Source organism: Priestia sp. 3CA3, from assembly GCF_056836725.1.
Genome location: NZ_JBXENJ010000010.1, coordinates 42,100 through 64,959, shown reverse-complemented (window position 1 = coordinate 64,959; position 22,860 = coordinate 42,100). Strand labels below are relative to the sequence as shown.

Annotated in this window: 26 protein-coding genes, 1 pseudogene and 1 riboswitch; of the genes and pseudogenes, 13 read left to right on the top strand and 14 right to left on the bottom strand. The window is 39.4% G+C overall.

The annotated features are described in order from the left end of the window. Entirely contained in the window at nt 1–195 is a 195-nt protein-coding gene (locus tag AC1VNJ_RS22490; protein WP_048407606.1) for a hypothetical protein, read from the bottom strand. Between the two features lie 250 nt (nt 196–445). Here AC1VNJ_RS22490 and AC1VNJ_RS22485 point away from each other — a divergent pair, with 250 nt between their 5' ends. From AC1VNJ_RS22485 to AC1VNJ_RS22470, 4 genes are all read left to right on the top strand, one after another. Further along, nucleotides 446–946 carry a hypothetical protein gene (locus AC1VNJ_RS22485; protein WP_255287213.1) on the top strand — a complete coding sequence of 167 codons (501 nt, stop codon included), beginning with the start codon at nt 446–448 and terminating at the stop codon, nt 944–946. A 61-nt stretch (nt 947–1,007) separates the two neighbouring features. Further along, nucleotides 1,008–1,526: a GNAT family N-acetyltransferase gene (locus tag AC1VNJ_RS22480; protein ID WP_033579957.1), complete on the top strand. Its 519-nt coding sequence runs from the start codon at nt 1,008–1,010 to the stop codon at nt 1,524–1,526. Nucleotides 1,527–1,528: 2 nt separating this feature from the next. Next, nucleotides 1,529–2,011, top strand: coding sequence for a DinB family protein (locus tag AC1VNJ_RS22475; RefSeq protein WP_482641321.1), 483 nt, complete (start codon nt 1,529–1,531; stop codon nt 2,009–2,011). Beyond that, nucleotides 1,995–2,162, top strand: a complete 168-nt coding sequence (locus AC1VNJ_RS22470; protein ID WP_430157960.1) for a hypothetical protein — start codon at nt 1,995–1,997, stop codon at nt 2,160–2,162. Before AC1VNJ_RS22475 ends, AC1VNJ_RS22470 begins: the two co-directional genes overlap by 17 nt. A gap of 38 nt (nt 2,163–2,200) precedes the next feature. Here the strand turns inward: AC1VNJ_RS22470 and AC1VNJ_RS22465 are convergent, their stop codons facing one another. Together AC1VNJ_RS22465 and AC1VNJ_RS22460 are read right to left on the bottom strand one after the other, a co-directional pair. Continuing rightward, complete coding sequence (locus AC1VNJ_RS22465; protein ID WP_482641320.1) at nt 2,201–2,815, bottom strand: pyridoxamine 5'-phosphate oxidase family protein; 615 nt, start codon at nt 2,813–2,815, stop codon at nt 2,201–2,203. Between the two features lie 124 nt (nt 2,816–2,939). Beyond that, nucleotides 2,940–3,194, bottom strand: coding sequence for a hypothetical protein (locus AC1VNJ_RS22460; RefSeq protein ID WP_289578271.1), 255 nt, complete (start codon nt 3,192–3,194; stop codon nt 2,940–2,942). A 277-nt stretch (nt 3,195–3,471) separates the two neighbouring features. Here AC1VNJ_RS22460 and AC1VNJ_RS22455 point away from each other — a divergent pair, with 277 nt between their 5' ends. After that, nucleotides 3,472–4,482 carry an aldo/keto reductase gene (locus AC1VNJ_RS22455; RefSeq protein ID WP_033579960.1) on the top strand — a complete coding sequence of 337 codons (1,011 nt, stop codon included), beginning with the start codon at nt 3,472–3,474 and terminating at the stop codon, nt 4,480–4,482. A gap of 231 nt (nt 4,483–4,713) precedes the next feature. Then, nucleotides 4,714–4,817, top strand: a riboswitch (purine riboswitch). A 156-nt stretch (nt 4,818–4,973) separates the two neighbouring features. After that, nucleotides 4,974–5,846 carry a 5'-methylthioadenosine/S-adenosylhomocysteine nucleosidase gene (locus AC1VNJ_RS22450; protein ID WP_482641319.1) on the top strand — a complete coding sequence of 291 codons (873 nt, stop codon included), beginning with the start codon at nt 4,974–4,976 and terminating at the stop codon, nt 5,844–5,846. Nucleotides 5,847–5,985: 139 nt separating this feature from the next. On the opposite strand, the gene AC1VNJ_RS22445 is transcribed toward AC1VNJ_RS22450, so the two are convergent. The 5 genes and pseudogenes from AC1VNJ_RS22445 to AC1VNJ_RS22425 form a co-directional block, all read right to left on the bottom strand. Continuing rightward, nucleotides 5,986–6,720 (bottom strand): class I SAM-dependent DNA methyltransferase, encoded by a 735-nt coding sequence (locus AC1VNJ_RS22445; protein ID WP_482641318.1) that lies wholly within the window; start codon nt 6,718–6,720, stop codon nt 5,986–5,988. Between the two features lie 249 nt (nt 6,721–6,969). Then, nucleotides 6,970–7,695 (bottom strand): AbrB/MazE/SpoVT family DNA-binding domain-containing protein, encoded by a 726-nt coding sequence (locus tag AC1VNJ_RS22440; RefSeq protein WP_108674278.1) that lies wholly within the window; start codon nt 7,693–7,695, stop codon nt 6,970–6,972. A 475-nt stretch (nt 7,696–8,170) separates the two neighbouring features. Then, nucleotides 8,171–8,326, bottom strand: coding sequence for a hypothetical protein (locus tag AC1VNJ_RS22435; protein ID WP_014458731.1), 156 nt, complete (start codon nt 8,324–8,326; stop codon nt 8,171–8,173). 142 nt (nt 8,327–8,468) lie between these two features. Then, entirely contained in the window at nt 8,469–8,669 is a 201-nt protein-coding gene (locus AC1VNJ_RS22430; protein WP_028414960.1) for a hypothetical protein, read from the bottom strand. Between the two features lie 22 nt (nt 8,670–8,691). Further along, a pseudogene (locus tag AC1VNJ_RS22425) lies at nt 8,692–9,213 on the bottom strand (ferritin). Between the two features lie 293 nt (nt 9,214–9,506). Between AC1VNJ_RS22425 and pgaC the strand changes: the two are divergent. The 4 genes from pgaC to AC1VNJ_RS22405 all read left to right on the top strand — a co-directional run bounded on the left by pgaC (nt 9,507) and on the right by AC1VNJ_RS22405 (nt 14,141). After that, a complete protein-coding gene (pgaC, locus tag AC1VNJ_RS22420) occupies nt 9,507–10,763 on the top strand; it encodes a poly-beta-1,6-N-acetyl-D-glucosamine synthase (RefSeq protein ID WP_033579968.1) in 1,257 nt (418 codons plus the stop codon). Further along, nucleotides 10,721–11,182, top strand: coding sequence for a poly-beta-1,6-N-acetyl-D-glucosamine biosynthesis protein PgaD (pgaD, locus tag AC1VNJ_RS22415; RefSeq protein ID WP_049165997.1), 462 nt, complete (start codon nt 10,721–10,723; stop codon nt 11,180–11,182). Before pgaC ends, pgaD begins: the two co-directional genes overlap by 43 nt. Continuing rightward, nucleotides 11,179–12,045, top strand: a complete 867-nt coding sequence (icaB, locus tag AC1VNJ_RS22410) for an intercellular adhesin biosynthesis polysaccharide N-deacetylase (protein ID WP_328173292.1) — start codon at nt 11,179–11,181, stop codon at nt 12,043–12,045. The genes pgaD and icaB overlap by 4 nt, the downstream gene beginning before the upstream one ends. A 380-nt stretch (nt 12,046–12,425) precedes the next feature. Further along, nucleotides 12,426–14,141 carry a putative bifunctional diguanylate cyclase/phosphodiesterase gene (locus AC1VNJ_RS22405; RefSeq protein ID WP_482641317.1) on the top strand — a complete coding sequence of 572 codons (1,716 nt, stop codon included), beginning with the start codon at nt 12,426–12,428 and terminating at the stop codon, nt 14,139–14,141. Between the two features lie 257 nt (nt 14,142–14,398). Here the strand turns inward: AC1VNJ_RS22405 and spoIIP are convergent, their stop codons facing one another. Next, complete coding sequence (gene spoIIP / locus AC1VNJ_RS22400) at nt 14,399–15,583, bottom strand: stage II sporulation protein P (RefSeq protein ID WP_482641316.1); 1,185 nt, start codon at nt 15,581–15,583, stop codon at nt 14,399–14,401. Between the two features lie 189 nt (nt 15,584–15,772). Between spoIIP and AC1VNJ_RS22395 the strand changes: the two genes are divergently transcribed. Beyond that, the gene (locus AC1VNJ_RS22395; RefSeq protein WP_432231755.1) at nt 15,773–15,919 is read left to right on the top strand and encodes a hypothetical protein; all 147 of its coding nucleotides are present in this window, start codon (nt 15,773–15,775) and stop codon (nt 15,917–15,919) included. Between the two features lie 10 nt (nt 15,920–15,929). Here the strand turns inward: AC1VNJ_RS22395 and AC1VNJ_RS22390 are convergent, their stop codons facing one another. Together AC1VNJ_RS22390 and AC1VNJ_RS22385 are read right to left on the bottom strand one after the other, a co-directional pair. Beyond that, the gene (locus tag AC1VNJ_RS22390) at nt 15,930–16,109 is read right to left on the bottom strand and encodes a hypothetical protein (protein WP_482641315.1); all 180 of its coding nucleotides are present in this window, start codon (nt 16,107–16,109) and stop codon (nt 15,930–15,932) included. 123 nt (nt 16,110–16,232) lie between these two features. Then, complete coding sequence (locus AC1VNJ_RS22385; RefSeq protein ID WP_482641314.1) at nt 16,233–16,619, bottom strand: VOC family protein; 387 nt, start codon at nt 16,617–16,619, stop codon at nt 16,233–16,235. A gap of 172 nt (nt 16,620–16,791) precedes the next feature. Here AC1VNJ_RS22385 and AC1VNJ_RS22380 point away from each other — a divergent pair, with 172 nt between their 5' ends. Then, nucleotides 16,792–17,319 carry a YcxB family protein gene (locus tag AC1VNJ_RS22380; protein ID WP_482641313.1) on the top strand — a complete coding sequence of 176 codons (528 nt, stop codon included), beginning with the start codon at nt 16,792–16,794 and terminating at the stop codon, nt 17,317–17,319. A 61-nt stretch (nt 17,320–17,380) separates the two neighbouring features. Here AC1VNJ_RS22380 and AC1VNJ_RS22375 read toward each other — a convergent pair whose 3' ends face one another. From AC1VNJ_RS22375 to pruA, 3 genes are all read right to left on the bottom strand, one after another. Further along, on the bottom strand, nt 17,381–18,184 hold the full coding sequence (locus AC1VNJ_RS22375) for a YwqG family protein (RefSeq protein WP_049165992.1): 804 nt from the start codon (nt 18,182–18,184) through the stop codon (nt 17,381–17,383). Between the two features lie 173 nt (nt 18,185–18,357). Next, a complete protein-coding gene (locus tag AC1VNJ_RS22370) occupies nt 18,358–19,272 on the bottom strand; it encodes a proline dehydrogenase family protein (protein WP_033579975.1) in 915 nt (304 codons plus the stop codon). Nucleotides 19,273–19,344: 72 nt separating this feature from the next. Further along, a complete protein-coding gene (pruA, locus tag AC1VNJ_RS22365) occupies nt 19,345–20,913 on the bottom strand; it encodes an L-glutamate gamma-semialdehyde dehydrogenase (protein ID WP_154989882.1) in 1,569 nt (522 codons plus the stop codon). 528 nt (nt 20,914–21,441) lie between these two features. Between pruA and AC1VNJ_RS22360 the strand changes: the two genes are divergently transcribed. After that, nucleotides 21,442–22,836, top strand: a complete 1,395-nt coding sequence (locus AC1VNJ_RS22360) for an amino acid permease (RefSeq protein WP_482641312.1) — start codon at nt 21,442–21,444, stop codon at nt 22,834–22,836. Nucleotides 22,837–22,860 lie beyond the last annotated feature (24 nt).

Below are 22,860 nucleotides of genomic sequence, written 5' to 3'. Positions count from 1 at the left end.
CTAAATTACTCCCATTGAAAGACGAACAAATAGGATAAATGAGCTCATATGAATTGTTTGTGACACCGCTGTTAATTTCCGTGCAAGGCTTCGCTTTCCGCGGGCGGCCGGTGAGCCTCCTCGTCGCTTACGCTTCTGCGGGGTCTCACCTGTTCCGCTTTTCCCGCAGGAGTCTTCGCCTTGCCCTCCAATCAACAGCTAGAAGCAGCTGCCTACATAAAACTTACATTCAGCCTATCCATAAAAAATCCGAACGAATTTAATTCTCTACCAAGAATCTCAATGCATCGTTCAAATTTCCCTACTACTAATAAAATACGTTTGTTTCAGCCTCTTCATTAGTAAAGAAAACAATAGTTTAATTTTGTGATAAATAGTATAATTAACCATATTTATTTTAGACAGAAAGGCTGATGAAAAGGTGTCAACATTCTTTTTGGCCGGCATGGTACTTGTGCTGGTGATGATTATTTTTTCGCGTACGCTGTGGGTTCCCAGCGGAGTGGTAGAACGTCTCAGCAAGAAAAAGTGGTTTCAAAACCACTGGCTGAGCGGAGGCTATTTGTTTGGCATTAATGCTTTATATTTTGGCACTACGATATTTTTACTCTATCTTCTTATGTTTACAGATATCCCTTATTTGCATCTTGTTCTTATGTTTTTAGCGACGATTGTAAGTATTTTCACGTGGAGCGCTTTTAGTACAGCGTGGACAGGGTCATTTAAAAACCGTCTTAAAATGGCTTTAACAGGAAGCAGCTTTTACTTGATAGTGGCATTGATTATGGTGAGCCAGTGGCTAAGCGTTAAGCCTCTGTATCCCAATGAAGATACGTTTATGCGAGCTTTAGGATGGATGCTTGGCTTTTTCGTCTCAGCCGTCGCTTTTAGTATATGCTTCATCTTTACTGCGTTTCTAGGAAAACGTTCACCGCGTGTGTCATGATATCATCCGCTTTTTAACGTTTTTTTCTAGTTAACTACTATTTACGAAAGCAGGGGTAAACGTGATTCGAGAAATTTCATCTTCTGATGCAGCCGCTTTTTTAACGTTAAATAAAAAGCTTGATAAAGAAACCGCCTATATGCTGTACGAGGAAAATGAGCGTGCGACTACGCTTGAACAGCAGAAAAAAATGATTACCACTTTTTTAAAGATGCCGAATTCGACCATTTTAGTGGCGGAACAAGACGGACAGCTTGTTGGGCATTTATCTGTGATTGGAGGAAGCGTTAACCGAAAAAAACACAGCGCATACTTAGCTGTTGGCGTGCTTCATTCTTATGGAAACCGAGGTATCGGCACTGCGTTGTTTGAAGAAATGGAGAAATGGGCAGCGCAGAGCGGCATTAAACGAGTAGAGCTAACGGTGATGACCCACAATGAACCGGCCATTTCGCTGTATAAAAAGATGGGTTTTGAAATAGAAGGGAAAAAAGTATGTTCACTCGTTGTAGACGGAAAATCAGTCGATGAATATTATATGGGGAAGGTTTTTGAAAAAACGTGCTTAAAGGAGAAATGAACATGGAAACGACGATTGTTCAGTTAAATGAATGGGTGATAAAGCTTCCTAAAAAGCTTGAAGTACTCTCTGAAGCAGAGGCGTCAAACCGTCCTGCTCCTAAGAAATGGTCACCAAAAGAAATTGTGGGGCACTTATGTGACTCAGCCATTCACAATTTACAGCGCTTTATCAACGTGCAGCATGAAAAAAATCCTTGTGTACTGACGCCTTATAAACAAGATGAATGGGTAGAGCTGCAGCACTATCAAGATACGCCGATGGCAGAAGTAGTTGCCCTGTGGCGCAGTTTAAATAAGCAAATTGCTTCCGTTCTTTTGCATATACCAACAGAAAAGCATATGTATCAATTCGAACTAGGAGATGGAAAGTTCGTTTCGCTCCAGTGGTTGGCTAAAGATTATATCGCTCATTTGGAGCATCATATCAAGCAAATCGACGCTCAAATGCCGCTAGGAGGCAAAGAGGATGAAAAAAGAACATAAAAAAGAAGAATCTCAGGTGAAAGTAGATTTTAGAGCAGGCCGCGCCTATGGTGATCATGAATACATAGGAGCTTCGAAAAAAGGCGTGCTTCTTGCTTTGTTACCCGTTCTGATCATTGCTGGAGGTATATTTTTTTTGATGGTAAAATGATAAAAGCCGCATTATAGCGGCTTTTTTTCATAGAGGTGCTAAGTTTTGCTTCCTTCGGGATTGTTGCGGCTTTCTAGAGTGGAAAAGCCTGCGTGTTCTGCGACTATTTTAGCTGCAGAAGGAAGCGTTTCGACTCTTTCCCAAGATTCTGGGTTCCACAGTTTTGATCGCTTGAACGCTTTGCTGCAGTGGAGAAAGCACTCTTGTACTTCGACGCCGATAGCGAGCAGCGGAGTTTTATTTTGAACCGCCATTGTTTCAAGCAGCGCTTTTTCTTTTACAATGCAAGCTTTGCCGTTAATACGCAGCGTTTCTTCTATGCCTGGAATTAAAAAAAGCAGCCCTATTTGAGGATTAGATAAAATATTTTCCAATGAATCTACTTTTTGATTGCCGCGCCTCTCTGGAATCAACAGCCTTTTCTCATCGACGACTTGTACAAAACCAGCATGATCACCTCGTGGAGAGCTGTCGCAAATTCCTTTATGATCAGCTGTAGCGATGATGACAAAAGGGGAATGTTTAATAAATTCCCGGCAGTGTCGATCTAAATAAGGAATTATTTTTTGATGCGCCAATTTGTTAGGCGCGCCGACTATACGTCGAAGCTCTTCCTTCGTTTTTACTCGTTCTTTAAAGTGACCGTTTTTCATTCCTCTTTTCACTCCTACAGTTTGCGTATACTGAAAATACCATTTTTACATATGAAATTCTATGTTTTTATATTAAAAAAACAGAAAAATCAGTATATTGAAAAGAAGGAGAAGCATGGTAACGCTAATTTCGGTCTTTTTTTAAGTTTTTGATTGCGTTATCAAATATGTCATTAACCGTTTTCATATGTTCACTGACAAGATGGTCGGAGTCTTTTTCTCTCTGGCGCATGTCTTTTAACAAATCATCCATATCATCTAGCAAACTTTGAAAATACTCATCTTTTTGTTCTTCTTTCATTGTGGAATCGTCCATTTCATCGAGCTTATCGAGCTTATCTTCAATTTTTTTGAAGTATTCATCTCTCAAGAGTCTCACCTCATTTATAAAATAGCTTTCTGCTTATTGTATGCAAAATGTTTGTTTGCATGAGTAAGAAGTAGAAAGGGTATAAAGAAAAAAGAGTCTAAAAAGCTCATTTGCATCTTAGTAGGTTACTTTTTAGTTCCCATATTACTTTAAAGTGCGTACTTTTTTTTCGTGTTTCCATGCTTCATAATAAATTTTGTCAGGGAATAATAAGACATTTAATAAATTGATTATACGAATCAAATTCTAAAATAGAGGTATAAAAATTTCAGGAGGTTTTATTCATATGAGAGAGATACTGCAAGGAAAACTAGGTTTTGGAACAGCACCACTAGGCAATATGTATCGCAATATTCCAGAAGAAGAGGCCATCGCAACGGTTGATGCTGCTTGGGAAAGCGGCATCCGCTACTTTGACGCAGCCCCTCTTTACGGAGCTGGCTTAGCAGAAATGCGCCTTGGTGAGGCACTATCAAAAAGAAACCGCGATGAGTATGTGCTAAGTACAAAGGTAGGTCGCGTCATTTCAGATGAATTGGAAGATACATCTTCACGTGATATGGGAGAAAAAGGCGGGCTTTTTGAATTCGGCCGTAAAAATAAAATTATTAATGACTATAGCGCTGATGCAACTCTTCGTTCAATTGAGCAAAGCTTAAACCGTTTAAAAACAGATCGCTTAGACTTTGTGTATATTCATGATGTTGCGCAAGATTTTTATGGAGATGAGTGGGTAGGACAATTTGAATCTGCTCGAACGGGCGCATTTCGTGTGCTTACACGTTTGCGCGAAGAAGGAGTTATAAAAGGATGGGGACTTGGAGTAAACCGAGTGGAACCAATCGAAATTATGCTGGAGCTAGAAGAAGCAAAGCCTGATGTATCGCTGCTCGCTGGCCGATACACGCTGTTAGATCATGAACGTGCGCTGCAGCGAGTGATGCCCGAAGCTGTAAAGCATAATATGGACATCGTTGTCGGCGGACCATACAGCTCAGGCGTTCTTGCTGGAGGTACACACTTTGAATATCAAAAAGCGTCTTCAGACATTATGGAAAAAGTAGAAAAAATCAAAGCCATTGCAGATCGTCATCAGATCAGCATTAAGGCTGCTGCTGTACAGTTCTCACTGGCTAATCCAGCGGTTGCTGCCGTTATTCCTGGCGCCAGTCGTCCAGAGCGTATTGCAGAAGACAAAGCGGCATTAAACACGGTAATTCCGGCAGCCTTCTGGGAAGAAATGCGTGAACAGCAGCTTGTAGCGTCTCATGCACCGCTGCCAATAAACGTTAAATGAAGGTAGAACGGTAAATAGTAAGTAGAAAAAGAGTCTGGGACAAAAGTATTTTAGACGAAGTGAAAAACGAACCATTGATCAAAATCTTTGATTAGTGGTTCGTTTTTTTTGTTTTGAAATAGGGATTTGTCATACATTTAGTAAGAATTGGTTAAATACGAACAATTTAAATAAATAATATTAAAATATTCGTTTTTTTATATTGAACAACCATTTTGTATTTGATACATTTAGAAAGTGAAAAATATTGCTCGTATATGCTTGGAAATATGGTCTAAGTGTCTCTACCTGGTTCCCATTCAAAGAACTGGACTACGAGTTAAAGTATAAAAATGTTCGGTTTACCCAGACAGAAGCTGTATTCCGTACTTAATTTCTTATACTTTGACTCTAAAAAACGTAGACCATGAAACATGCTCTAGGTTTTTTTCTTTTGTCCAATCATCGAGTGTATGAAACAGCAAAACGAAATGGAGTGAAAGTAACGATCTATGAAAAACAAGATGTTAAAAACAGGTGCTTTATTTACTATTGGTATGGTTTTACTGCTATCTATACTTGCCGGGTGTAATTCAGCTTCAAAAAAAGAAGCAGGAGATAAACAGAAGCCTATTATTGTTCAAGGGCCGATGCCGATAGAAGCGCAGAAATTCGCTAAAAAATTAGAAAATGTAAAAGAAGAAAAGTCAGGGAATTTTGTTTTTTACAAAGGAACTGTCGATAATTATCCAGTCATCGTGGTTAAAACAGGAAAAGGAATGGAAAACACGGCAGCTGCTACAGCGATAGCTATAGAAAAATACCATCCTAAAGCAATTATCAACCAAGGAACATCGGGCGGGCATGATGAAAACCTGAACGTGTTTGATATTGTATTAGGAAAGCGAACAACGAATATAGGCTCTTTAAAAACAGAAGATAAAAAAGAAGGCGAAGGAATGGATCCTACTGCGTGGAAGCCGATGGATTTAATGGCTTCTGAAGGAAGCGCTGGAGAAGATCCTGATGCTGAAAAAGCTCGTTATTATGAAGGAGATAAGAAGTTACTTGCGGCTGCAAATGCAGTAAAAGATACATATAAAAAAGGTAAAGTGGTTGAAGGAACGATAGGATCAGCAGACACGTGGAATAACGAAGTGGATCGAATTAAGTGGTTCCATACTAAGTACGGGACGTCTGTAGAAGAAATGGAAGGCGCAGCGGCAGCACAAATTGCAGGAAGCTACGACGTTCCATTCTTGGGTATCAGAGTGTTATCTAACAACAAAGTAAATAATGGAAAATATAATCCAAATACAGCAGCCGCTTGCCAAGACTATGTTTATGAAGTAATCAAACATTATATCAGCACAAACGCTAAGTAAATCTTTCTTTAGAAAAGCACCAGACCCTTTGTTTCCTTAACAAAGGGTCTGGTGCTTTTTTGGTCAAATAATTGAAAACGACTACGCATGGATTCAACCTATAGAAAGACTAGTTAAGATCTTTTTTAACATTTTTAGTTTATCTATTTTTCACGCCGCTCATCAGTAAAAACAAAGGAATACGCATTCGACGCTCGTAAGTTTCAGCGCTGTCGAAATGTTCTTTTTGAGGACATGCTTCTTTTAAATTTGTAACGGTGAATCCGCTTTGCTGCATCAAAGAAAAGTACTCTTCAAGCGTGCGATGATACTTTTGAACGTATCCGCCCATCCAGTGCTGCTGACGGAATCCCATGAAGAAATAGTTGTCCACGGTCCAGTTTGTGCGGAGAGCGGAAGGCTGAAGAGTAGACGTAATAACTGGATGTTCGACGGAAAAAATAAGCCTTCCTTCAGGTTTGAGTGCTTGATTTACTTTAGTAAAAATGGAAGCTAAGTCTTCTATATAGTGAAGAGACAGTCTTGCGGTAACTAAATCGTATTTGTCACGGGGCGGAGTATAGTGCTCCATCGGTTCATGGATCACTTCTGCATTTGGATAGTTTGAAAGCTGTTGCTGAGCTGCGTTTATCATATTGATCGAGCCGTCTACTCCGGTATAAGAGAAACATCCCTGTTCAAGAAGCTCCACGCCAAACCCAGCGTTTCCACACCCTAAGTCTAAAATGTTTGCATCTGTAACATCACCTAGAAGCTGTAGAATAGCTGGTTTTTCAATCGTATCATTCGCATTTTCTTTTTGCTGCCGGCGTTTTGTATAGGCCAAAAACGTCTCGTCATTATCGTAAAATTCAGCTCCTGTTGAGATCTTCAACTAAATCAGCCTCCTCTATGCAAAGTATCTTATTATAATCATATATTCAAATTATTTACAATGATTTTGATGGATATGGAAATAGCGTTTTATTTTGGAGAAGTGCTATCATGTGGAGTAACAAACTTGTACACGTCTATGGAAGATAAGTCTAAAAGCTAAGAGTTGAGTATAGAAAAGGCCAGTCTATGCGTAACTCTTAGCTTTTGCTTTGAAGTCGTAAGGAACCATTTGTTTTTGGCGTCGGTCTTATTTGGGTAACTTTTCAACAATTGCTGCGTCTATTTGCTGAGATAATGCGCTGCTAATCTCTTTTTCATGCTCTACTTTTTCTAAAATGAGCTGCTTATTACCTGTCTTGATTTTTAACATCGTACCTGAGTGGATGGAGAAATCATCTCGCAGCTTTTTAGGAATGGTAAGTCGAAAACGTTCATCAATTTTTCGAGATTGAGCCGTAAATATTAAAGTCGTTTTTTCACCGAAATTCATTTCGTATTTTTGAATCACAATGTTATTTTCTTTGTTAATAAAAAATTGAACCTCCATGTTTGCATCCAATTCGACTGACGTTAAAAGTTCAGAAGTGAGCTGAATCTGCCGTCCGGTTAATGTTGCATAATAAGGAGGAGGCGCCCCAGGTTTTTTTGAAAGCGCTATCGTTTTTTCGTCTCTTTTTTTCATAACAATTTGCTGTTCTACTACGTATAGTTCTACATAATCAAAGGGCTTAAGTTCATAGTCATCTCGCAGGGATCTTGGAATGACTATTCTACCCATATGGTCAATTGTTCGAATGAAGATATGAGAAGGAACGGGGACATTTTCATCATGATGATCAATAATAATCCAATCATCACAGCTCCGTAAAAGAACTTTGTCGTTCGTCTCGAGTTTCGTTAGTTGCATAAACAAAGAAGGAAGGGATACTCTTCCCATTTCGTCAATTATACACTCTTCTTTTTTTGTACGCATCTTGCTACTTAATCCTTTCTAAAAACAGTTTAGATGGGGTATGTTACTTAAATTACACAGCATTTATTTCTTTGTCAAATGAAGCAAATGAGTATTTATTCATCGTACAGATTGCGAAATACAGGAAGTTTAACCGGGTTCAGTAGATGTACATGTGTCTCGTGTAAAGAATAATAATCTGAAGAAAACAGCTAATCTATTAATTAAAAAAAACATAGAAATAGAAGTGTTTTTCTTTCTTTTGGTTTTATTGTAGGAAAAAAAAACTTAAAAAGAGGTAGTATCTTTTTTAAAAAGAGTAGATAGAGGTTTTTAAACAAAAAAATACAGCGGAATTCAGTCTGAATAATGAATAGATTTATGCATATTAAGCCAAGAAAAAAATTTCACGCAATGCTTTTTTTACACCTTTTGGGCTCAAGTCATAGTTAAAGGATAAAGAAAAAAGCTCAATGTAATGAGCTTTGAGCTAATTTTATCGTTTTTCAACCAGCAGTAAGATGAAGGTAGCAAGCGGTCCTAAAGCAAGAGATAATAAGAACCAGTTCAGACCGGTTCGATTTTTACCTTGCGCTAATCCGGCATTAATTAGAGCCAGCGTTCCCCATCCTACAACGTATTGATTATCCATATGACACCCCGCTAATATTATTTCTTTATATGATTAACAAATTTTATATTAGCATAAATATCCATATTTTTGATTGGAATTCCTGAATTAGGTGGAAAAGCGGTGAATTTCTTCATGAAACAAAATTCCTGTTTTCCTCCACTCAGTGAAGGTAGTAGTGAATAAGAGAAGGGTGCACGTAGTACACGTGAACGTACTGAGGACGATGATAGTGAAGCTGATGCATATATTGATTCATAAGTCTTTGAATGGCGTCATACACATTGGGCGGGTAGCCATAATAGCCGTGATGAATCCCAACTCGAAACAAGGAAACGGGAGGCGTGGTATTGTTTTTGTACATTGTTCGGCAATCTTCTGCGCGTTTAACCTTGCGCAGCTGCTCCGCCCGCTGCCGGCGCAGCTTTTCGCTGTCCTAGTTCTTGATCGAGTATAAAAATAGCTGCAGGGTTATTTTGAGCAATTTTTAAGCGGTCTACAATTGTCTGAGCCTGAGCTTCTTCATCGACTTGTTCTCTCAAAAAGTCCTGCACGATGACTAAAGTTTGAGGATCGTTCGCTTGGCTGATAAATTGAAACGCTTGACGATAAGAATTTGTGACGAACTTTTCATGCTCCAATACTTTTTAAAACGTTTCTAACGGTGTTCCAAACTCACTTGGCTGAGCAGGTAAAGAACTTAATTCAACCGTTCCGCCGCGGTCAACTAAGTAGTCAATAAGTTTTAGCATATGAGTGCGTTCTTCTTCAGACTGCAGGCGTAGCCAGCTGCCCATTCCTTTATAGTTTAATCGATTCATATAATTAGACATAGCTAGGTACAAAGTCGAAGAGACGTGTTCAAGTTGAATTAAGTTATTGAGCAGCTTTTGAATTTGTTCGTTCATATTTGTTATTCCTCCTTAGGGAAAGAATTTCTTTCATATACTAGCTGCAACCCTCACGTTTTTTATGGTGAAAGAAATCTACAGTGATACTATATGTCACTTCTTTAAGTAGGTAACTTGCCCATCCTTTATTGGTGCTTCTTACTTACATAAAGGGGTTGTATAATATAGGAATAAACGTAGTTTAAAAGACTCTTTTTTTAGATGGTTAAAATTACTATGTTCTATTTAACCAATTTAATGATAAAATTGTCACTCTGTGCAATTTTAATTGGTATGAAGGAGTCAGAAAAATGAATATGCAACACGTATTAATACCTGGATTTGAAAAGCTCGCGAGCTTTGTTTTCTGGTATCCATTTATTATGTCTTTATTTTGGATTGCGGGCACGCTTATTTACATACGCTATCGCGACCGAGATCCTAAAGTTGATTTTTCAACAGTTGATTGGCCGTTAGTGAGCTTTTTAGTGCCTTGCTATAATGAAGAAGAAACGATTGAAGAAACGCTTAAGCACCTTTTGGCGTTAGATTATCCGTCTAAAGAAATCATTCTTATTAACGATGGAAGCACCGATGGAACAGCTGATATTTTAAAGGAAATCAGCAGGAATCACCCTGAAGTTCGTGTGATTCAGCTTTATGAAAATAAAGGAAAAGCCAACGCGTTGCATTTAGGTGCGCACGCATCTAAAGCTGAGTTTTTAATCTGCTTAGATTCAGACGCTATTTTAGATCAAGACGCTCCGTATTATCTAATCCATCATTTTCTTCATAAAGGGGAACGGCTGGGAGCCGTTACCGGAAATCCGCGCATTCGAAACCGTAATACGCTGCTGAGTCGCATTCAGCTAGTTGAGTATTCTTCTATTATCGGTTCTATTAAACGAACACAGCGAATTTTAGGAAAAGTAATGACGGTCTCAGGCGTAGTAGTGGCTTTTCGAAAGAAAGCACTTGTGGACGTCGGGCTGTGGGATCGTGACATGATTACGGAAGATATCGCCGTAAGCTGGAAGCTGCAGCAGCGCTTTTGGGATATCCGCTATGAACCGCGGGCATTGTGCTGGATGCTTGTGCCCGAAACCTTAAAAGGAATTTGGAAGCAGCGAGTACGTTGGGCTCAAGGTGGGCAAGAGGTAATGCTTCGCCACTGGAAAGTGTTATTAAAATGGAAGCAGCGCAGAATTTGGATTGTATACCTAGAGCAGTGGATCAGTACTCTTTGGTCATTCGCATGGCTGTTTGTGACGATCATGCTGCTTGTTACCGCGAGCAGTCCTCAAGACATACTGTTTTGGTTTACGTTTACGTCATTTTCCCTTGTATTTATGAGCTTAATTCAGCTGTTTATTGCGCTGAAAATTGATTCGAAATACGACAACGTGAAGCGGTATTACGTATGGGCTGCATGGTACCCAGCGCTTTACTGGATTGTGAATACGATTGTGGTAGTGGGCGCATTTCCTCGTGCTATTAGATCTAGAGTGAAAGGAGGCTATGCTACATGGAGCAGTCCAGACCGCGGCTTAACGAAGAGCAAATCTTGATTCAAGCCAAACAGCCTCTTGCTCGCTTAGTAATAAGCATCATTGTTTCATCTGTTTTTTGGGTGTATTGTGCCGTTGTTCTTTGGTTTTTCCTTTCAGCTGTTATTGGCGTAAATGACCGTTACAGCGGGGTATTAAAAATTGCGTTCAAAACGACGAACGGCGAGATTCGAACGTTTTTAGTAATTGGACTTATCATTTTTTTCTTCTTTTTTGTAGCTCTGTTTTTATGGAGATTCTACAACAAAAAGAGATTTGGAAGCTTGAACCGACGAAAAGAGCCGGCGTATACGAGTATTAAAGATTTAGAGCGTCTTGAGCTCTTATCCAAGGATCAAATTCAAGAGCTTCAGCGTGCACAGTACATCGAGTTTGATGTTAATCCGTTGAAACATACTGAGGAGAGGAAGCACGCATGAAGAAATATGTATTCTTTCTTTTAATTGCGGCAGCGGTAGTTGGCTTTATTTTCTTTAAAGTAGTGAACTGGGAAGACAAGGCGAAAGCAACAATGACCGTGGAGCCAGCGCTTGAGACGAACGGATGCTTAGGCTTAAATTATCATCGCGTGCGTAAGCATAATTGGTTTAATCGAGTTGTCAGCTCAGTTACAAAGTCTGACGAACTGACAGAGTACAGCGTCTACAGCAATGATTTTGAACAACAGTTAAAAAAGCTGAAGGAACTTGACGCTACGTTTGTTACGCCAAAAGATATTGAAACGTATCAGCAAAAAGGCACGTTTCCAAAACGCTGCGTATGGATTTCATTTGACGATATTGACCGTACCGTGTATCAAAACGCTTTTCCAATTTTGAAAAAGGAAAACATTCCGTTTACGCTATATGTAATCGCAGGACAAGTGGGAGCAGAGGACTTTCAAAATTTAAATATGGCTTCATGGAGTCAGCTAAAAGAAATGAAAGACAGCGGCCTTGCGACAATCGGTTCGCATACATATGATATGCACCGTTTAGAAGAAGACAAGCCTTTATTTCTGACGCCTGCTAAATACAGCGCGTTTGCTCGTGATTTACGAAAAAGCAAAGAAACGATTAAGAACCATTTAGGAATAGACCCCGTTTACTTTGCCTATCCATACGGCAATACAAATGATGACGTAGCTAAGATTGTGAAAGATGCTGGTTTTCACCAAGCAGCTATTTTAGCCCCTCATGTTATTACAAAAGACAACGATCCGTATTATCTTAACCGGATTGTTGTGTACAACAAAACCTTTCAATATCTTATTCTTCCGTGGCTGACGCGTACGAGCTCATGAGAAGAAAGTGAAAAAAGCCTCTGTCTAAAGCAGAGGCTTTTTTCTGTTTACCATCAAAAGGTATGTCAATTACGTGAAGAAAGTACACTTTCATTTCTATAAAAATCATTTTAATGTTACCATAGAAAAGTTGTGATAACAGATATGGATAAACGAAACTATCTATCAATCCTTTTACAAACTGCGTGTAAGAAGTTTGTAAAGGTGTAAAGAGGAAAAGCGGCAATTGTACGCTTACTATTTTACGAATGTAAGGCAATCGGACAAACTAATTCGCTGTCCATTGCTAATTAAATTGTATTCATTATTCACGATTCCTCTCTATCATTTCGTCATGGGTTTTGTTTTATCGTTAAAATTTTGATAAAGGTGTATAGGATATGGAAAACAGGCATTTTGAATATAAATTTAAAGAAGCGCTGAAAAAACTAAATGATATTGAACTTGCGTTAAATGAATCATCGATTGTAGCGATTACAGATAGTCGCGGATTCATCAATCACGTGAACGATAAATTCTGTGAAATTTCTAAGTATGAAAGACATGAGCTTCTCGGTCAAGATCATCGTATTATTAATTCGAAACATCACTCAAAACGGTTTTTTAAAGAGTTATGGAGTACAATCATCTCAGGTAAGGTCTGGCACGGAGAAATAAAAAACAAGGCAAAAGACGGTTCGTATTACTGGGTGGATACAACCATTGTTCCATTTTTAGATGAACGAGGAAAACCGTATCAGTACGTATCAATTCGCAATGATATTACAAAGCGAAAAGCATATGAAGAAAAAATTAAGCAAATGGCTTATTATGATCCGTTAACTAATTTACCTAACCGCTACTGGTTAAACAAACAGCTAAAAAAACTGTTTTTAGATGAAGAATCTCCAGAACTGCTGGCTATTTTATTTTTAGATTTAGACCGCTTCAAATCAATAAATGATACGCTTGGCCATCATCACGGCGATGTGCTGCTGAGGCGCGTAGCAGAAAGATTAAAAAAATGTATTCCGTCCTCTGATTTTATCTCGCGGCACGGGGGCGATGAGTTTATTTTAGTGCTTCATACACTAAAAACTGTTGAGGAAATTGAAGAAATGACCGAGCAGATTGTAAAAGAAATGTCGCTTCCTTTTTATATAGACGGAGATAAAGTGCTAACCTCTACAAGCGTTGGCATCAGCCTATTTTCAAAGGAATGTCACCAGCATATTATTCCAAAAGACGCAGATGAACTAATTGACAGGTTAATTAAGCAAGCAGATATTGCGATGTATGTAGCAAAACGAAATGGGCGAAACACATATGAAATGAGTTCTTCTTCATCAAATGAAAAAATCATTAAAACGATCAGCATGGAGAATGAGTTAAAGTATGCGTTAGAAAGAAATGAGTTTCAGCTCGTTTATCAGCCGTTAATCGATTTGAAAACGTCTGATGTCATAGGGGCAGAAGCGCTTATCCGCTGGAATAGCGCAAAATTTGGTACTGTCTATCCAAATGAATTTTTGCCCATTTTAGAAGAAGTTGGTTTGATTGTACCGGTTGGCAAATGGGTATTAGAAGAAGCATGTCAGCAAATGAAAGCATGGACGGAGATAAATTTAAAAGCGAGTAAAATAGGGGTGAACGTGTCACCTATTCAGCTGAAGTCCTCACGATTTGTAACGGACATGGAACAAATTTTGAAGAAAACGGGCCTTGAGCCGCACTTTCTAGAACTTGAAATCACCGAAAGCGTTATTCAAAACAGTCAAGAATCGAAAAAAGTGCTAAACCGCCTGCGGAGTCTAGGGATAAAAGTGGCGATGGATGATTTCGGAACGTGCTACTCTTCTCTCAGCTATCTTAAACACTTGCCAATCAATACGTTAAAAATTGATAAATCATTTATTGACGACTTAGATGAAGTTGGAAAAGTGCTGGTGGAAACGATTATTCAAATGGGGAAAAAACTTAATTTTGCCCTAACCGCAGAAGGAATCGAAAACGAAGAACAGCTGCAGTTTGTGACGGAACAAGGCTGTCATATCGGTCAAGGCTATCTATTTGATAAGCCGCTTTCTCCTGAGGAAATGAGCCGTTTGTTGAAATGAAGGAAAATCCTATGTACGGAAAGAAGCTCTTTAATAGAGCTTTTTTTTATGGTTTTTAATTGTATGTAAGGAGTGAGAAAGTCGTGAAAGAGTACGTTGGAATCTGCACGATATGTCAAAAGAACGTGTACTGTTTAGAAGGATTTTTGAACGGTGTGGTTGTTGAAGGGAAGCTTGTCTGCTTTGCGTGTGAAGAAAAGGAGAAGCGTGACTCTCATAAAAACAAAAACTAGCTACCTGGGGTAGCTAGTTTTTGTTTACTGCGCATTCACTTTTTCAGCTTGCCAATAATACTCGCTGAACACATCAGAAAAAGCTTTGACGGTATTTGTGAGTTCTTCCATATTGTTATCGACCCCGCCTACTTCAATTAAAATGGAGCGGTCGGATAAGTCCTGATTATATAACCCGTTATTGCCGCTTGTTTTCTTTTTGCTTAATACTCCGCGGCTAAGGCCTGGATATTTTTCCTCTAACTTTTCATGAATCGCTTTGGCCATTTTCACGTTTTCATCAAATTTCGGGTTCGCTTCACCTAATACAATCATCATTTTAGCGTATGATTTGCCGTTGATAGCAGCCGTTGTTTTTTCTTGGCGCAGTGAATCTCGATGAATATCAATTAAATAATCGACGTCTTTGTTTTGCTGAAGAGCCGTTTCCACCACGCTGCGAGACATCGCATAGGCTCGTCCTGTACCCCAGCCTTTTTCATTCAGCTTTTGTGTCATATTAGTTGTATCTACTTCCGAACCGATTCCGTCTGCTTTTAATTCCATTCCTAACATTTGACCAACGAGCGTGATGTTGGTTTTGTTATCAACTGCTTTATTTTCGTTCGCTTCACCTGGCATACCAAGTAAAGGGAAATAAGATTCCCAGCTGTGCGTGTGGTAGATGTACACAACTTTTCTGTCTCCCGTGCTTTGCTTAGCCTGTGTTTGAGACTGTTTTTTGCTTTCTTCGTACGTTTTGCTTTCAGCAGGATCCAAATCACGCTCTCCAGAAATGCTTTCGAGAGGAGGAGCCGATTCATGAGGAATCGTGGTATAATCCGTTCCTTCACCGGCTAACAGAATATGAGAATCAAAAATAGAAAAGCCGGGCAGTTCTGATCCAAATAGACTTCTTGTATCCGCCACGCGAATATTCGTTGCAAGCTGCAGGGCGACAGAAGAAAGAGGAGGCGGGGAGAAGTCTTCTTCAAAGGCATGAGAGAAATGATGGTTTTCCGTATGCATGAAGTAGAACAAGCTTTGAGCTTTATAATTTGATAGCGCTTGATAGACAACGTTCGAGCGCAGCGTATGCTGAAGAGTTGAATACGTGACGGTAAAAATAGCGGCAGATGTTAACAGAACAAATAGTATAGCGATAATTAATGATTTATAAGAAAGAATCCAAAAAAGCTTTTTAGGCTTTTCAGTGAACTTTTTTTTCATAGAGTAAACCTCCTCTAATAAAATTTTGAAATCAGCGAATAAGAACTCTAAGAGGAGAATGTTATGTATCTACTATTTACTCTATTAAAAAGAAAAAGAAATATGATAGAAACCATGATATTTAACACAATATAAAAAAGGTTATAGTAGGACATACTATAAAAAACGGTGCGTATTGGAGCTGGTTAGATGAACGATTCATGGGTTTATCATCATTTTATTAATACACTGTTATTTCCTTTAGCAATGTTTGGCGTGGCATTTTGTTTGCTGGGGCTGTTGCTGTACATGCTGTGGAAAGAAAAGCAAAAAGAAGGGCGAAAACAACGAGATTGAGGCATTTAATCTAAAGACGAACAAATGAGGTAAAGGAGCTAGTATGGAGCGCTTTTGACACCGCGGTTGATTTCCGTGCAAGACTTCGCTTTCCGCGGACGGCCGGTGAGCCTCCTCGTCGCTTATGCTCCTGCGGGGGCTCACCTGTTCCGCTTTCCCCGCAGGAGTCTTCGTCTTGCCCTCCAGACAACCGCTAGAAGTATCTACATGCATGAAACCTACGTTCATCACACCAATAAAAAAATCCGAACGAATAATTGTTCGGATCTTCCTTCAACTAAAATACGTTTGTCACAGTCTTTTTGTCCGAATTTCAGCTGGGAAAAGGAAGGTTTTTTCTTTCTAAGAACTCCATACGGTTCCCAAATGGATCATCCACGTAAATTCTTTCAGTACCGGGAATGTTTTTGTCTTCTATAAAAGAAGTACCAAAGCTACTCAGATGATCTTTGAACGCAGGGAGGTTTTTAACATAAAAGCCTGGATGCGCTTTTTTGGCAGGTGAAAAGGTAGGTTCAACACCAATATGCAGCTGATAAGAACCAAATTCAAACCACACGCCGCCGCGTTTTTTAAGACTTTCCGGCTTTTCAATTTCTGTTAAGCCAAGAACGGTTCCAAAAAAGTGTCGTGCTTTGCTTTCTGAATGCGGTGGTGCAGCTAGCTGAATATGATCAATATGCGTTAGTGTAAAAGTCATAAACATTCCCCCTTAACTAGTAGAGTACTAGTTAAGTTTACGTGATGTATCACTGTAAATAAATGATAAAAAGTTGATGTGTTTCATAAGAAAAGCTTATTATTTTATATACATATAACACCAAATGAGGTATATTTTATTTTGTTGTTATTTAGAAGAATTGGAGATTAATATGGAATATCACTATACGTTAACAAAAGATGATTATGTGGCTTTTAATATGCATCATGCTCAACATTCGGAAAGAGTACAAAAAGTGCTGAAAGTTCAGCGATGGATGTCGCTTATTTTTCTTCTTATTCCTTTGCTTGTTTCGTGGGTTGAAGGAGAGTTTTTACTTGGCATGTTCGTAGCATTTGCGCTGCTTGCGGTTCTTTGGTTTTTATTTTATCCGAAGTATTTTTACAGAAGTATTAAAAAGAACATTATAAAGGTAATAAATGAAGGAGATAACAGCAGTCTGACAGGTGAGCATACTATGATGGTTACGGAAGATGGCTTGGTAGAGAAAAGCTTAAAAGGAGAAGTGAAGACTCCTTGGTCAAGCATCACTCAAATTAGAGAAACCGATGAACATATCTTTATTCTTGTTAGTGCAATGAGAGGATACGTTATTCCTACAAGCGCATTTGCAGATGTAAAAGCGCTACAGCAGTTTAAAGAAACGCTGAATGCTGCAAGGGATGGAAAAACAGACTGAGTAGTAAATAATAATAATGTAAAAAAACGCCCTCCTAGATACTTTTCTAAGAGGGTGTTTTTTAACAGCAGTCCCAGTTGTACAAAACATCTTTAAAGTTACGGTTGCGAAGGTCTTCTTCTTTAATGAAGAAATTGGCCACTCCCGCATCACCAAACATAATATCCGCTTCGTCGTCCATGGCGAATTGAAGAAGCAGAACGTTATATGCGCGCAGCGCTTCATCGTAGTCTCGAGGATCGCTTTGAGTGAAAAAAGCGTATCCGCCCATTTTATGATACTCGCCCGTAAGCTCATCCCAGTAGATCTCTTCCATTTCTTCATCATCAAATAAGTCTGATTCCATATCGTTATATCGATAGTCAGTAGGAGACACGGGTTCGCTTTTTATTTCAAACTGTAGGCCTACTTCTTGAGGAATAGGGAACATATCTCGGTCAACGTCTTCTAGATACGTAAAGTCGGTTATTAACTTGTTTTCGTCAGTTGTTATGTCTTCATAAAAAACGACGCGAAAGTCTTTTTGAGACGTGGGTTGGTCAAAATCCAGACCATACACATCACCGGTGTTTTTGTTATCAGCTCCGCAAATGAAAAATTGAAGCATGCCTTGAGAAGGCATATTTTCATAGGGAGGCACGTCAGAAAAATTGATTTGTGCCATCATTAACATAGGCTTGCCCTCGGAGTCGAGAGGATGATTTGCTTCTAGAGGCAGGTAAGGGTTGCCGCCGAACTTGCTGTCATATAATTTGGGACTATTCCTGACCGTATGGATGTGGATATAAGGTTTACATGTTTTTTCGATTTCTTTTCGGTAAGGTTCTAGCTTGAGAGGCAGTGCTAATTTTGATAGAGGATTCATATGTACTCTCCTTTTTGTTTGTAATAAAAAGAACGTTTGTTCGTATTTGTATTTTATCGTAATACATACGAAAAGGGAAGAGAAATCGTATAAAAAACCCCTTTGCAGAAGCATCTGCAAAGGGCACAAAGAAATGATAGCGTTTTCATTACGAACCTTACTAAACGAACTGCTTATTTAGAAAAGAATCCTTTTAAAGCAAATGCGACGTTTTGCGGTCTTTCCGCTAAGCGGCGCATAAAGTAGCCAAACCAGTCGTTGCCAAAGGGAACGTATACGCGCATTGTATAGCCTTCTTTTGCAAGGCTAAGCTGCATATCTGTTCGGAATCCGTACAGCATTTGAAATTCAAACTGCGTGCGCGGGATGTTATTTTTGTGAGCGAACTCTTTTACTTTTGCAATAATATTGTGGTCGTGAGATGCAATAGCCGTGTATGTTCCACTGAGCAAATGCTCTTCGATAATTCGCATATAGTTCTCATCAATTTGGGCTTTGTCTTGAAACGCCACGGTTGGTGATTCTTGATATGCGCCTTTTACCAATCGAAGAGGAATGCCTTTTAGCTCTTTTACATCTTGTTCAGCGCGGAATAGGTAAGCTTGAATAACCGTTCCAACATTATCAAACGTCTCGCGAAGCTCTCGTAAAATATCTAGCGTCATTTGACAGTGAGCATAGTCTTCCATGTCGATTCGAACAAAGTTATCGTATTTTTTCGCCGTTTCAAGAATGCGGCGCATGTTCTCAACGCAAAAGCTGCGGTCAATATCCAAACCAAGCTGCGTCATTTTGACAGATAAGTTGCACGTTACACCGGCTTGGCCCATAGCTTCTAGTGTTCTGATGTTATATTGAGTTGCTTCGATAGCTTCTTCTCTGCTTGAAACAAATTCCCCTAAATGATCAAGCGTACAAACAAGCCCTTTTTCATTCAATTCCCGTACTTTTTTGATCGCATGTTCAATTGTGTCGCCAGCTACCACTTGAGCTGCACCAAAGCGAAGACCCCATTTTTTCGCCGCTTTGTTTAGCGCTTTATTTTGGGAAGCGTGAAGAAACACATTTTTAGATACCTCTGCTAACATAAATATCTCCCCCTATAGAAAAAATCCCTTGTTGTTTTAAGATAGAGCAGCCTAGGGCTGCTCTACTGAGTATTAAAGCGTTGTGCTTGTTGTTTTTGCTTGCAGGTGCAGAATCAAGTAATCAGGACCGCCAGCTTTTGAATCTGTTCCTGACATATTAAATCCGCCAAACGGCTGGTACCCAACGATGGCACCTGTACAACCGCGGTTGAAATAAAGGTTTCCAACGTGGAACTCTTCTTTCGCACGCTCAATGTGTTCAGACGTATTTGAAAGAAGGGCACCTGTTAAACCGTAGTCAGTGTTGTTCGCAATTTCCATCATATGATCGAAGTCGCGCGCTTTGCAGAATGCTACGACTGGGCCGAAGATTTCTTCTTGCATTAAACGTGCTTTTTCATCTACATCTGCAATAATCGTAGGCTGGATGAAGTAGCCTTTTGAATCATCTGCTTCTCCGCCCGTCATTAAACGGCCTTCTTCTTTACCGATTTCAATGTACTTTGTAATTTTGTTGAAAGAAGCTTGATCAATAACAGGTCCCATATACGTGTTTACATCTTCAGGGCTGCCCATTGTTAATGTTTTTGTCAGCGCAACTGCTTTTTCAAGAACGATATCGTATACGTCTTGATGAACAACTGCACGAGAGCCCGCTGAACACTTTTGTCCAGAGAAGCCAAACGCTGAATACACAATAGAAGAAGCAGCTAAATCTAAATCAGCATCTTTATCTACAACAACCGTGTCTTTTCCGCCCATTTCAGCAATAACGCGTTTTAGCCAGATTTGACCAGGCTGTACTTTTGCTGCGCGTTCATAGATGCGGCAGCCTACTTCACGAGAACCTGTAAATGAAACGAATCGTGTTTTTGGATGATCTACTAAATAGTCGCCAATTTCGCTTCCGCTTCCCGGCACGTAGTTCAGTACGCCGTCTGGAAGGCCAGCTTCTTTCATTACTTCTACAAATTTTGCTGCGATAACCGGTGTGTTGTTAGCAGGTTTTAATAGAACCGTATTTCCTGCTACGATTGCTGCTGCTGCTGTTCCAGCCATGATCGCTAGCGGGAAGTTAAACGGTGAAATAATAACGCCGACACCAAGCGGAATGTAGTTAAATTTATTTTCTTCACCTTCGCGGCTCTCAACAGGCGCGCCGTCTTTTAGCTGCACCATTTGGCGAGCGTAATATTCAAGGAAGTCAATTGCTTCTGCTGTATCAGCATCTGCTTCGTTCCACGGCTTTCCTGCTTCTTTTACAAGGTAAGCTGAAAATTCATGTTTGCGGCGGCGAATGATGTCCGCTGCGCGGAAAAGAATGTCAGCGCGAGCTTCCGGCGCTTCTTTTTTCCATGTATTAAATGTAGAAAGTGCTGCTTGCATTGCTTTTTCAGCCAGGTCTTGATCTGCTTTTGACACGCGTCCGATAACTTCTGCTTTATTTGCTGGGTTAATGGACTGAATTTGATCTTCTGTTGTAATGAATTCTCCGCCAATTACAAGAGGATAGTCCTTTCCAAGCTCTGATTGTACAAGTTCTAATGCAGATTCAAACGCATCTTTGTTTTCAGCAACCGTAAAGTCCGTGAAAGGCTCGTGTTTGTATTGTTTGATTTCGTTAATATTCATTGTGTTCATTTTCATTACCCCTTTTTTAGAAAATTTACAACATAATTAATATTCCAACACCCTATACCTGTATTATAATCACCTTATTCTCGTTTTGTACATAGTTTTTTAACAAAAATGTTCAAAAATTTTTAAAATAAACACTTTTGTTTAAAAAGCCAATAAAACGATGTTTTTTATAGTGATTTTGAACAAAAAGAAAAGAAAGGGATATGAGTAAGTAGATGAAAAGATATTTTGAAGTGAAGAATTACGATAAAAGAAAGAGTTTATCGATAGTAAGGTAAAATACTTTTTCGATCAAAAAACAATAGACAAAGTTGTTCAAAATAAATTATCATATAATTCGAAAAGTAATTTTGTCGAATGAAGCTGACTTTTGCGTTAAGTGAAAGTTTCATTTGCATGCACAGATAGAAGGAGGGTAGGAAAACGGCAGTTATTTGTCCACGATATTGTAAGGGCTTACATATTTAACGCGCGATGCGAAGAACGTGTAATTCTTTAAATGACGGTTTCTATGAGGAGGATTTTAATATGAGTCATCAACCGCCTGAGTTAAAAAAAGAATTAAAAATTCGACACATAACCATGATTTCTTTAGGAGGAATCATTGGTGCCGGTTTGTTCATTGGAAGCGGATCGCTTATTAACGCAGCAGGTCCTGGTTCCATCTTTTCGTACGCGTTTGCCGGTTTGCTGGTGATCTTAGTTATGCGAATGCTGGGGGAAATGTCTACGGCTAATCCTTCAAGCGGTTCGTTCGCGACCTATGCCAGAGAAGCGCTTGGACCGTGGGCTGGCTACACAATCGGCTGGCTGTACTGGTTTTTCTGGGTAATTGTTATTGCTGTTGAAGCGATTGCTGGTTCAACGATTATTCAATACTGGTTTCCATCTCTACCGTCTTGGGGTGTGAGTCTGCTCCTGACATTTTTATTAACGTTAACGAACTTATACTCTGTTAAATCATTTGGTGAATTTGAATACTGGTTTTCGCTTATTAAAGTAGTTAGTTTAGTGCTGTTTTTACTTTTAGGAGGAGCGATCATCCTCGGTTTAATACCGGGAGTAGAGTCTCCGGGAGCGTCGAACCTTCTTCATAGAGGCGGATTTCTTCCAAATGGAATCAGCTCCGTCTTTTTAGGAGTGGCGATTGTCATGTTTTCCTTTATGGGAACAGAAATTGTCGCAACAGCGGCTGGAGAATCGGCTCAGCCTGAGCGAGCGATCACCATCGCAACAAATACCGTTATTTATCGTATTTTAATTTTTTATCTTGGGTCTATTTTAATCTTAGTAACGATCCTTCCTTGGGATTCTTCAAGCTTGATGAAAAGTCCGTTTGTTTCGATATTAGAGCTGGTAAACGTTCCGGCAGCTGCTCAAATCATGAACTTTATCGTACTGACTGCCGTTCTTTCTTGCTTAAATTCAGGTCTATATACGAGTTCTCGTATGCTGTACTCAATGGCGCAAAAAGGAGACGCGCCGCGTATGTTTTTGAAAGTGAATAAAAAAGGCATTCCGTTTAATGCCATTGTAGGATGTACCGTGATTTCTTACATCAGCGTTGGGTTTAACTATCTTTCACCTGATAAAATCTTTTTATTTTTAGTAAATGCATCGGGAGGCGTAGCGCTTCTTGTGTACCTTGTTATTGCTTTTTCACAGCTTCGCATGAGAAAGAAATACGAAAAAGAAAAGCCAGAAGCTTTAAAAATCAGAATGTGGCTGTTTCCTTATTTAACGTATGGAACAATTGCGGGGATCACAAGCATCTTTATTGCGATGGCATTTATTGATTCGCTTCGCACTCAGTTTTATCTCACGCTGCTGATTGCTGTATTTGTGGTATGTTCGTACTTCTTTATGAAAAAGAAAAAAGATGATCATTCCCTATCAGGACAGGGGAATAAAAGAATCTCTTAAATAGAAGAGAAAATCATCACGAGG

What these genes read in the sequence shown, in the direction of transcription:
- AC1VNJ_RS22375 (WP_049165992.1), bottom strand. Translation starts at nt 18,184, where the DNA reads ATGAATCCTCTATCAAAATTAGCACTGCCTCTCAAGCTAGAACCTTAC.
- AC1VNJ_RS22440 (WP_108674278.1), bottom strand. Translation starts at nt 7,695, where the DNA reads ATGCGTACAAAAAAAGAAGAGTGTATAATTGACGAAATGGGAAGAGTA.
- pruA (WP_154989882.1), bottom strand. Translation starts at nt 20,913, where the DNA reads ATGAACACAATGAATATTAACGAAATCAAACAATACAAACACGAGCCT.
- AC1VNJ_RS22405 (WP_482641317.1), top strand. Translation starts at nt 12,426, where the DNA reads ATGGAAAACAGGCATTTTGAATATAAATTTAAAGAAGCGCTGAAAAAA.
- AC1VNJ_RS22455 (WP_033579960.1), top strand. Translation starts at nt 3,472, where the DNA reads ATGAGAGAGATACTGCAAGGAAAACTAGGTTTTGGAACAGCACCACTA.
- AC1VNJ_RS22360 (WP_482641312.1), top strand. Translation starts at nt 21,442, where the DNA reads ATGAGTCATCAACCGCCTGAGTTAAAAAAAGAATTAAAAATTCGACAC.
- AC1VNJ_RS22385 (WP_482641314.1), bottom strand. Translation starts at nt 16,619, where the DNA reads ATGACTTTTACACTAACGCATATTGATCATATTCAGCTAGCTGCACCA.
- pgaD (WP_049165997.1), top strand. Translation starts at nt 10,721, where the DNA reads ATGGAGCAGTCCAGACCGCGGCTTAACGAAGAGCAAATCTTGATTCAA.
- AC1VNJ_RS22475 (WP_482641321.1), top strand. Translation starts at nt 1,529, where the DNA reads ATGGAAACGACGATTGTTCAGTTAAATGAATGGGTGATAAAGCTTCCT.
- AC1VNJ_RS22470 (WP_430157960.1), top strand. Translation starts at nt 1,995, where the DNA reads ATGAAAAAAGAACATAAAAAAGAAGAATCTCAGGTGAAAGTAGATTTT.
- AC1VNJ_RS22465 (WP_482641320.1), bottom strand. Translation starts at nt 2,815, where the DNA reads ATGAAAAACGGTCACTTTAAAGAACGAGTAAAAACGAAGGAAGAGCTT.
- icaB (WP_328173292.1), top strand. Translation starts at nt 11,179, where the DNA reads ATGAAGAAATATGTATTCTTTCTTTTAATTGCGGCAGCGGTAGTTGGC.
- AC1VNJ_RS22435 (WP_014458731.1), bottom strand. Translation starts at nt 8,326, where the DNA reads ATGGATAATCAATACGTTGTAGGATGGGGAACGCTGGCTCTAATTAAT.
- AC1VNJ_RS22380 (WP_482641313.1), top strand. Translation starts at nt 16,792, where the DNA reads ATGGAATATCACTATACGTTAACAAAAGATGATTATGTGGCTTTTAAT.
- AC1VNJ_RS22430 (WP_028414960.1), bottom strand. Translation starts at nt 8,669, where the DNA reads ATGTACAAAAACAATACCACGCCTCCCGTTTCCTTGTTTCGAGTTGGG.
- pgaC (WP_033579968.1), top strand. Translation starts at nt 9,507, where the DNA reads ATGAATATGCAACACGTATTAATACCTGGATTTGAAAAGCTCGCGAGC.
- spoIIP (WP_482641316.1), bottom strand. Translation starts at nt 15,583, where the DNA reads ATGAAAAAAAAGTTCACTGAAAAGCCTAAAAAGCTTTTTTGGATTCTT.
- AC1VNJ_RS22485 (WP_255287213.1), top strand. Translation starts at nt 446, where the DNA reads ATGGTACTTGTGCTGGTGATGATTATTTTTTCGCGTACGCTGTGGGTT.
- AC1VNJ_RS22370 (WP_033579975.1), bottom strand. Translation starts at nt 19,272, where the DNA reads ATGTTAGCAGAGGTATCTAAAAATGTGTTTCTTCACGCTTCCCAAAAT.
- AC1VNJ_RS22450 (WP_482641319.1), top strand. Translation starts at nt 4,974, where the DNA reads ATGAAAAACAAGATGTTAAAAACAGGTGCTTTATTTACTATTGGTATG.
- AC1VNJ_RS22395 (WP_432231755.1), top strand. Translation starts at nt 15,773, where the DNA reads ATGAACGATTCATGGGTTTATCATCATTTTATTAATACACTGTTATTT.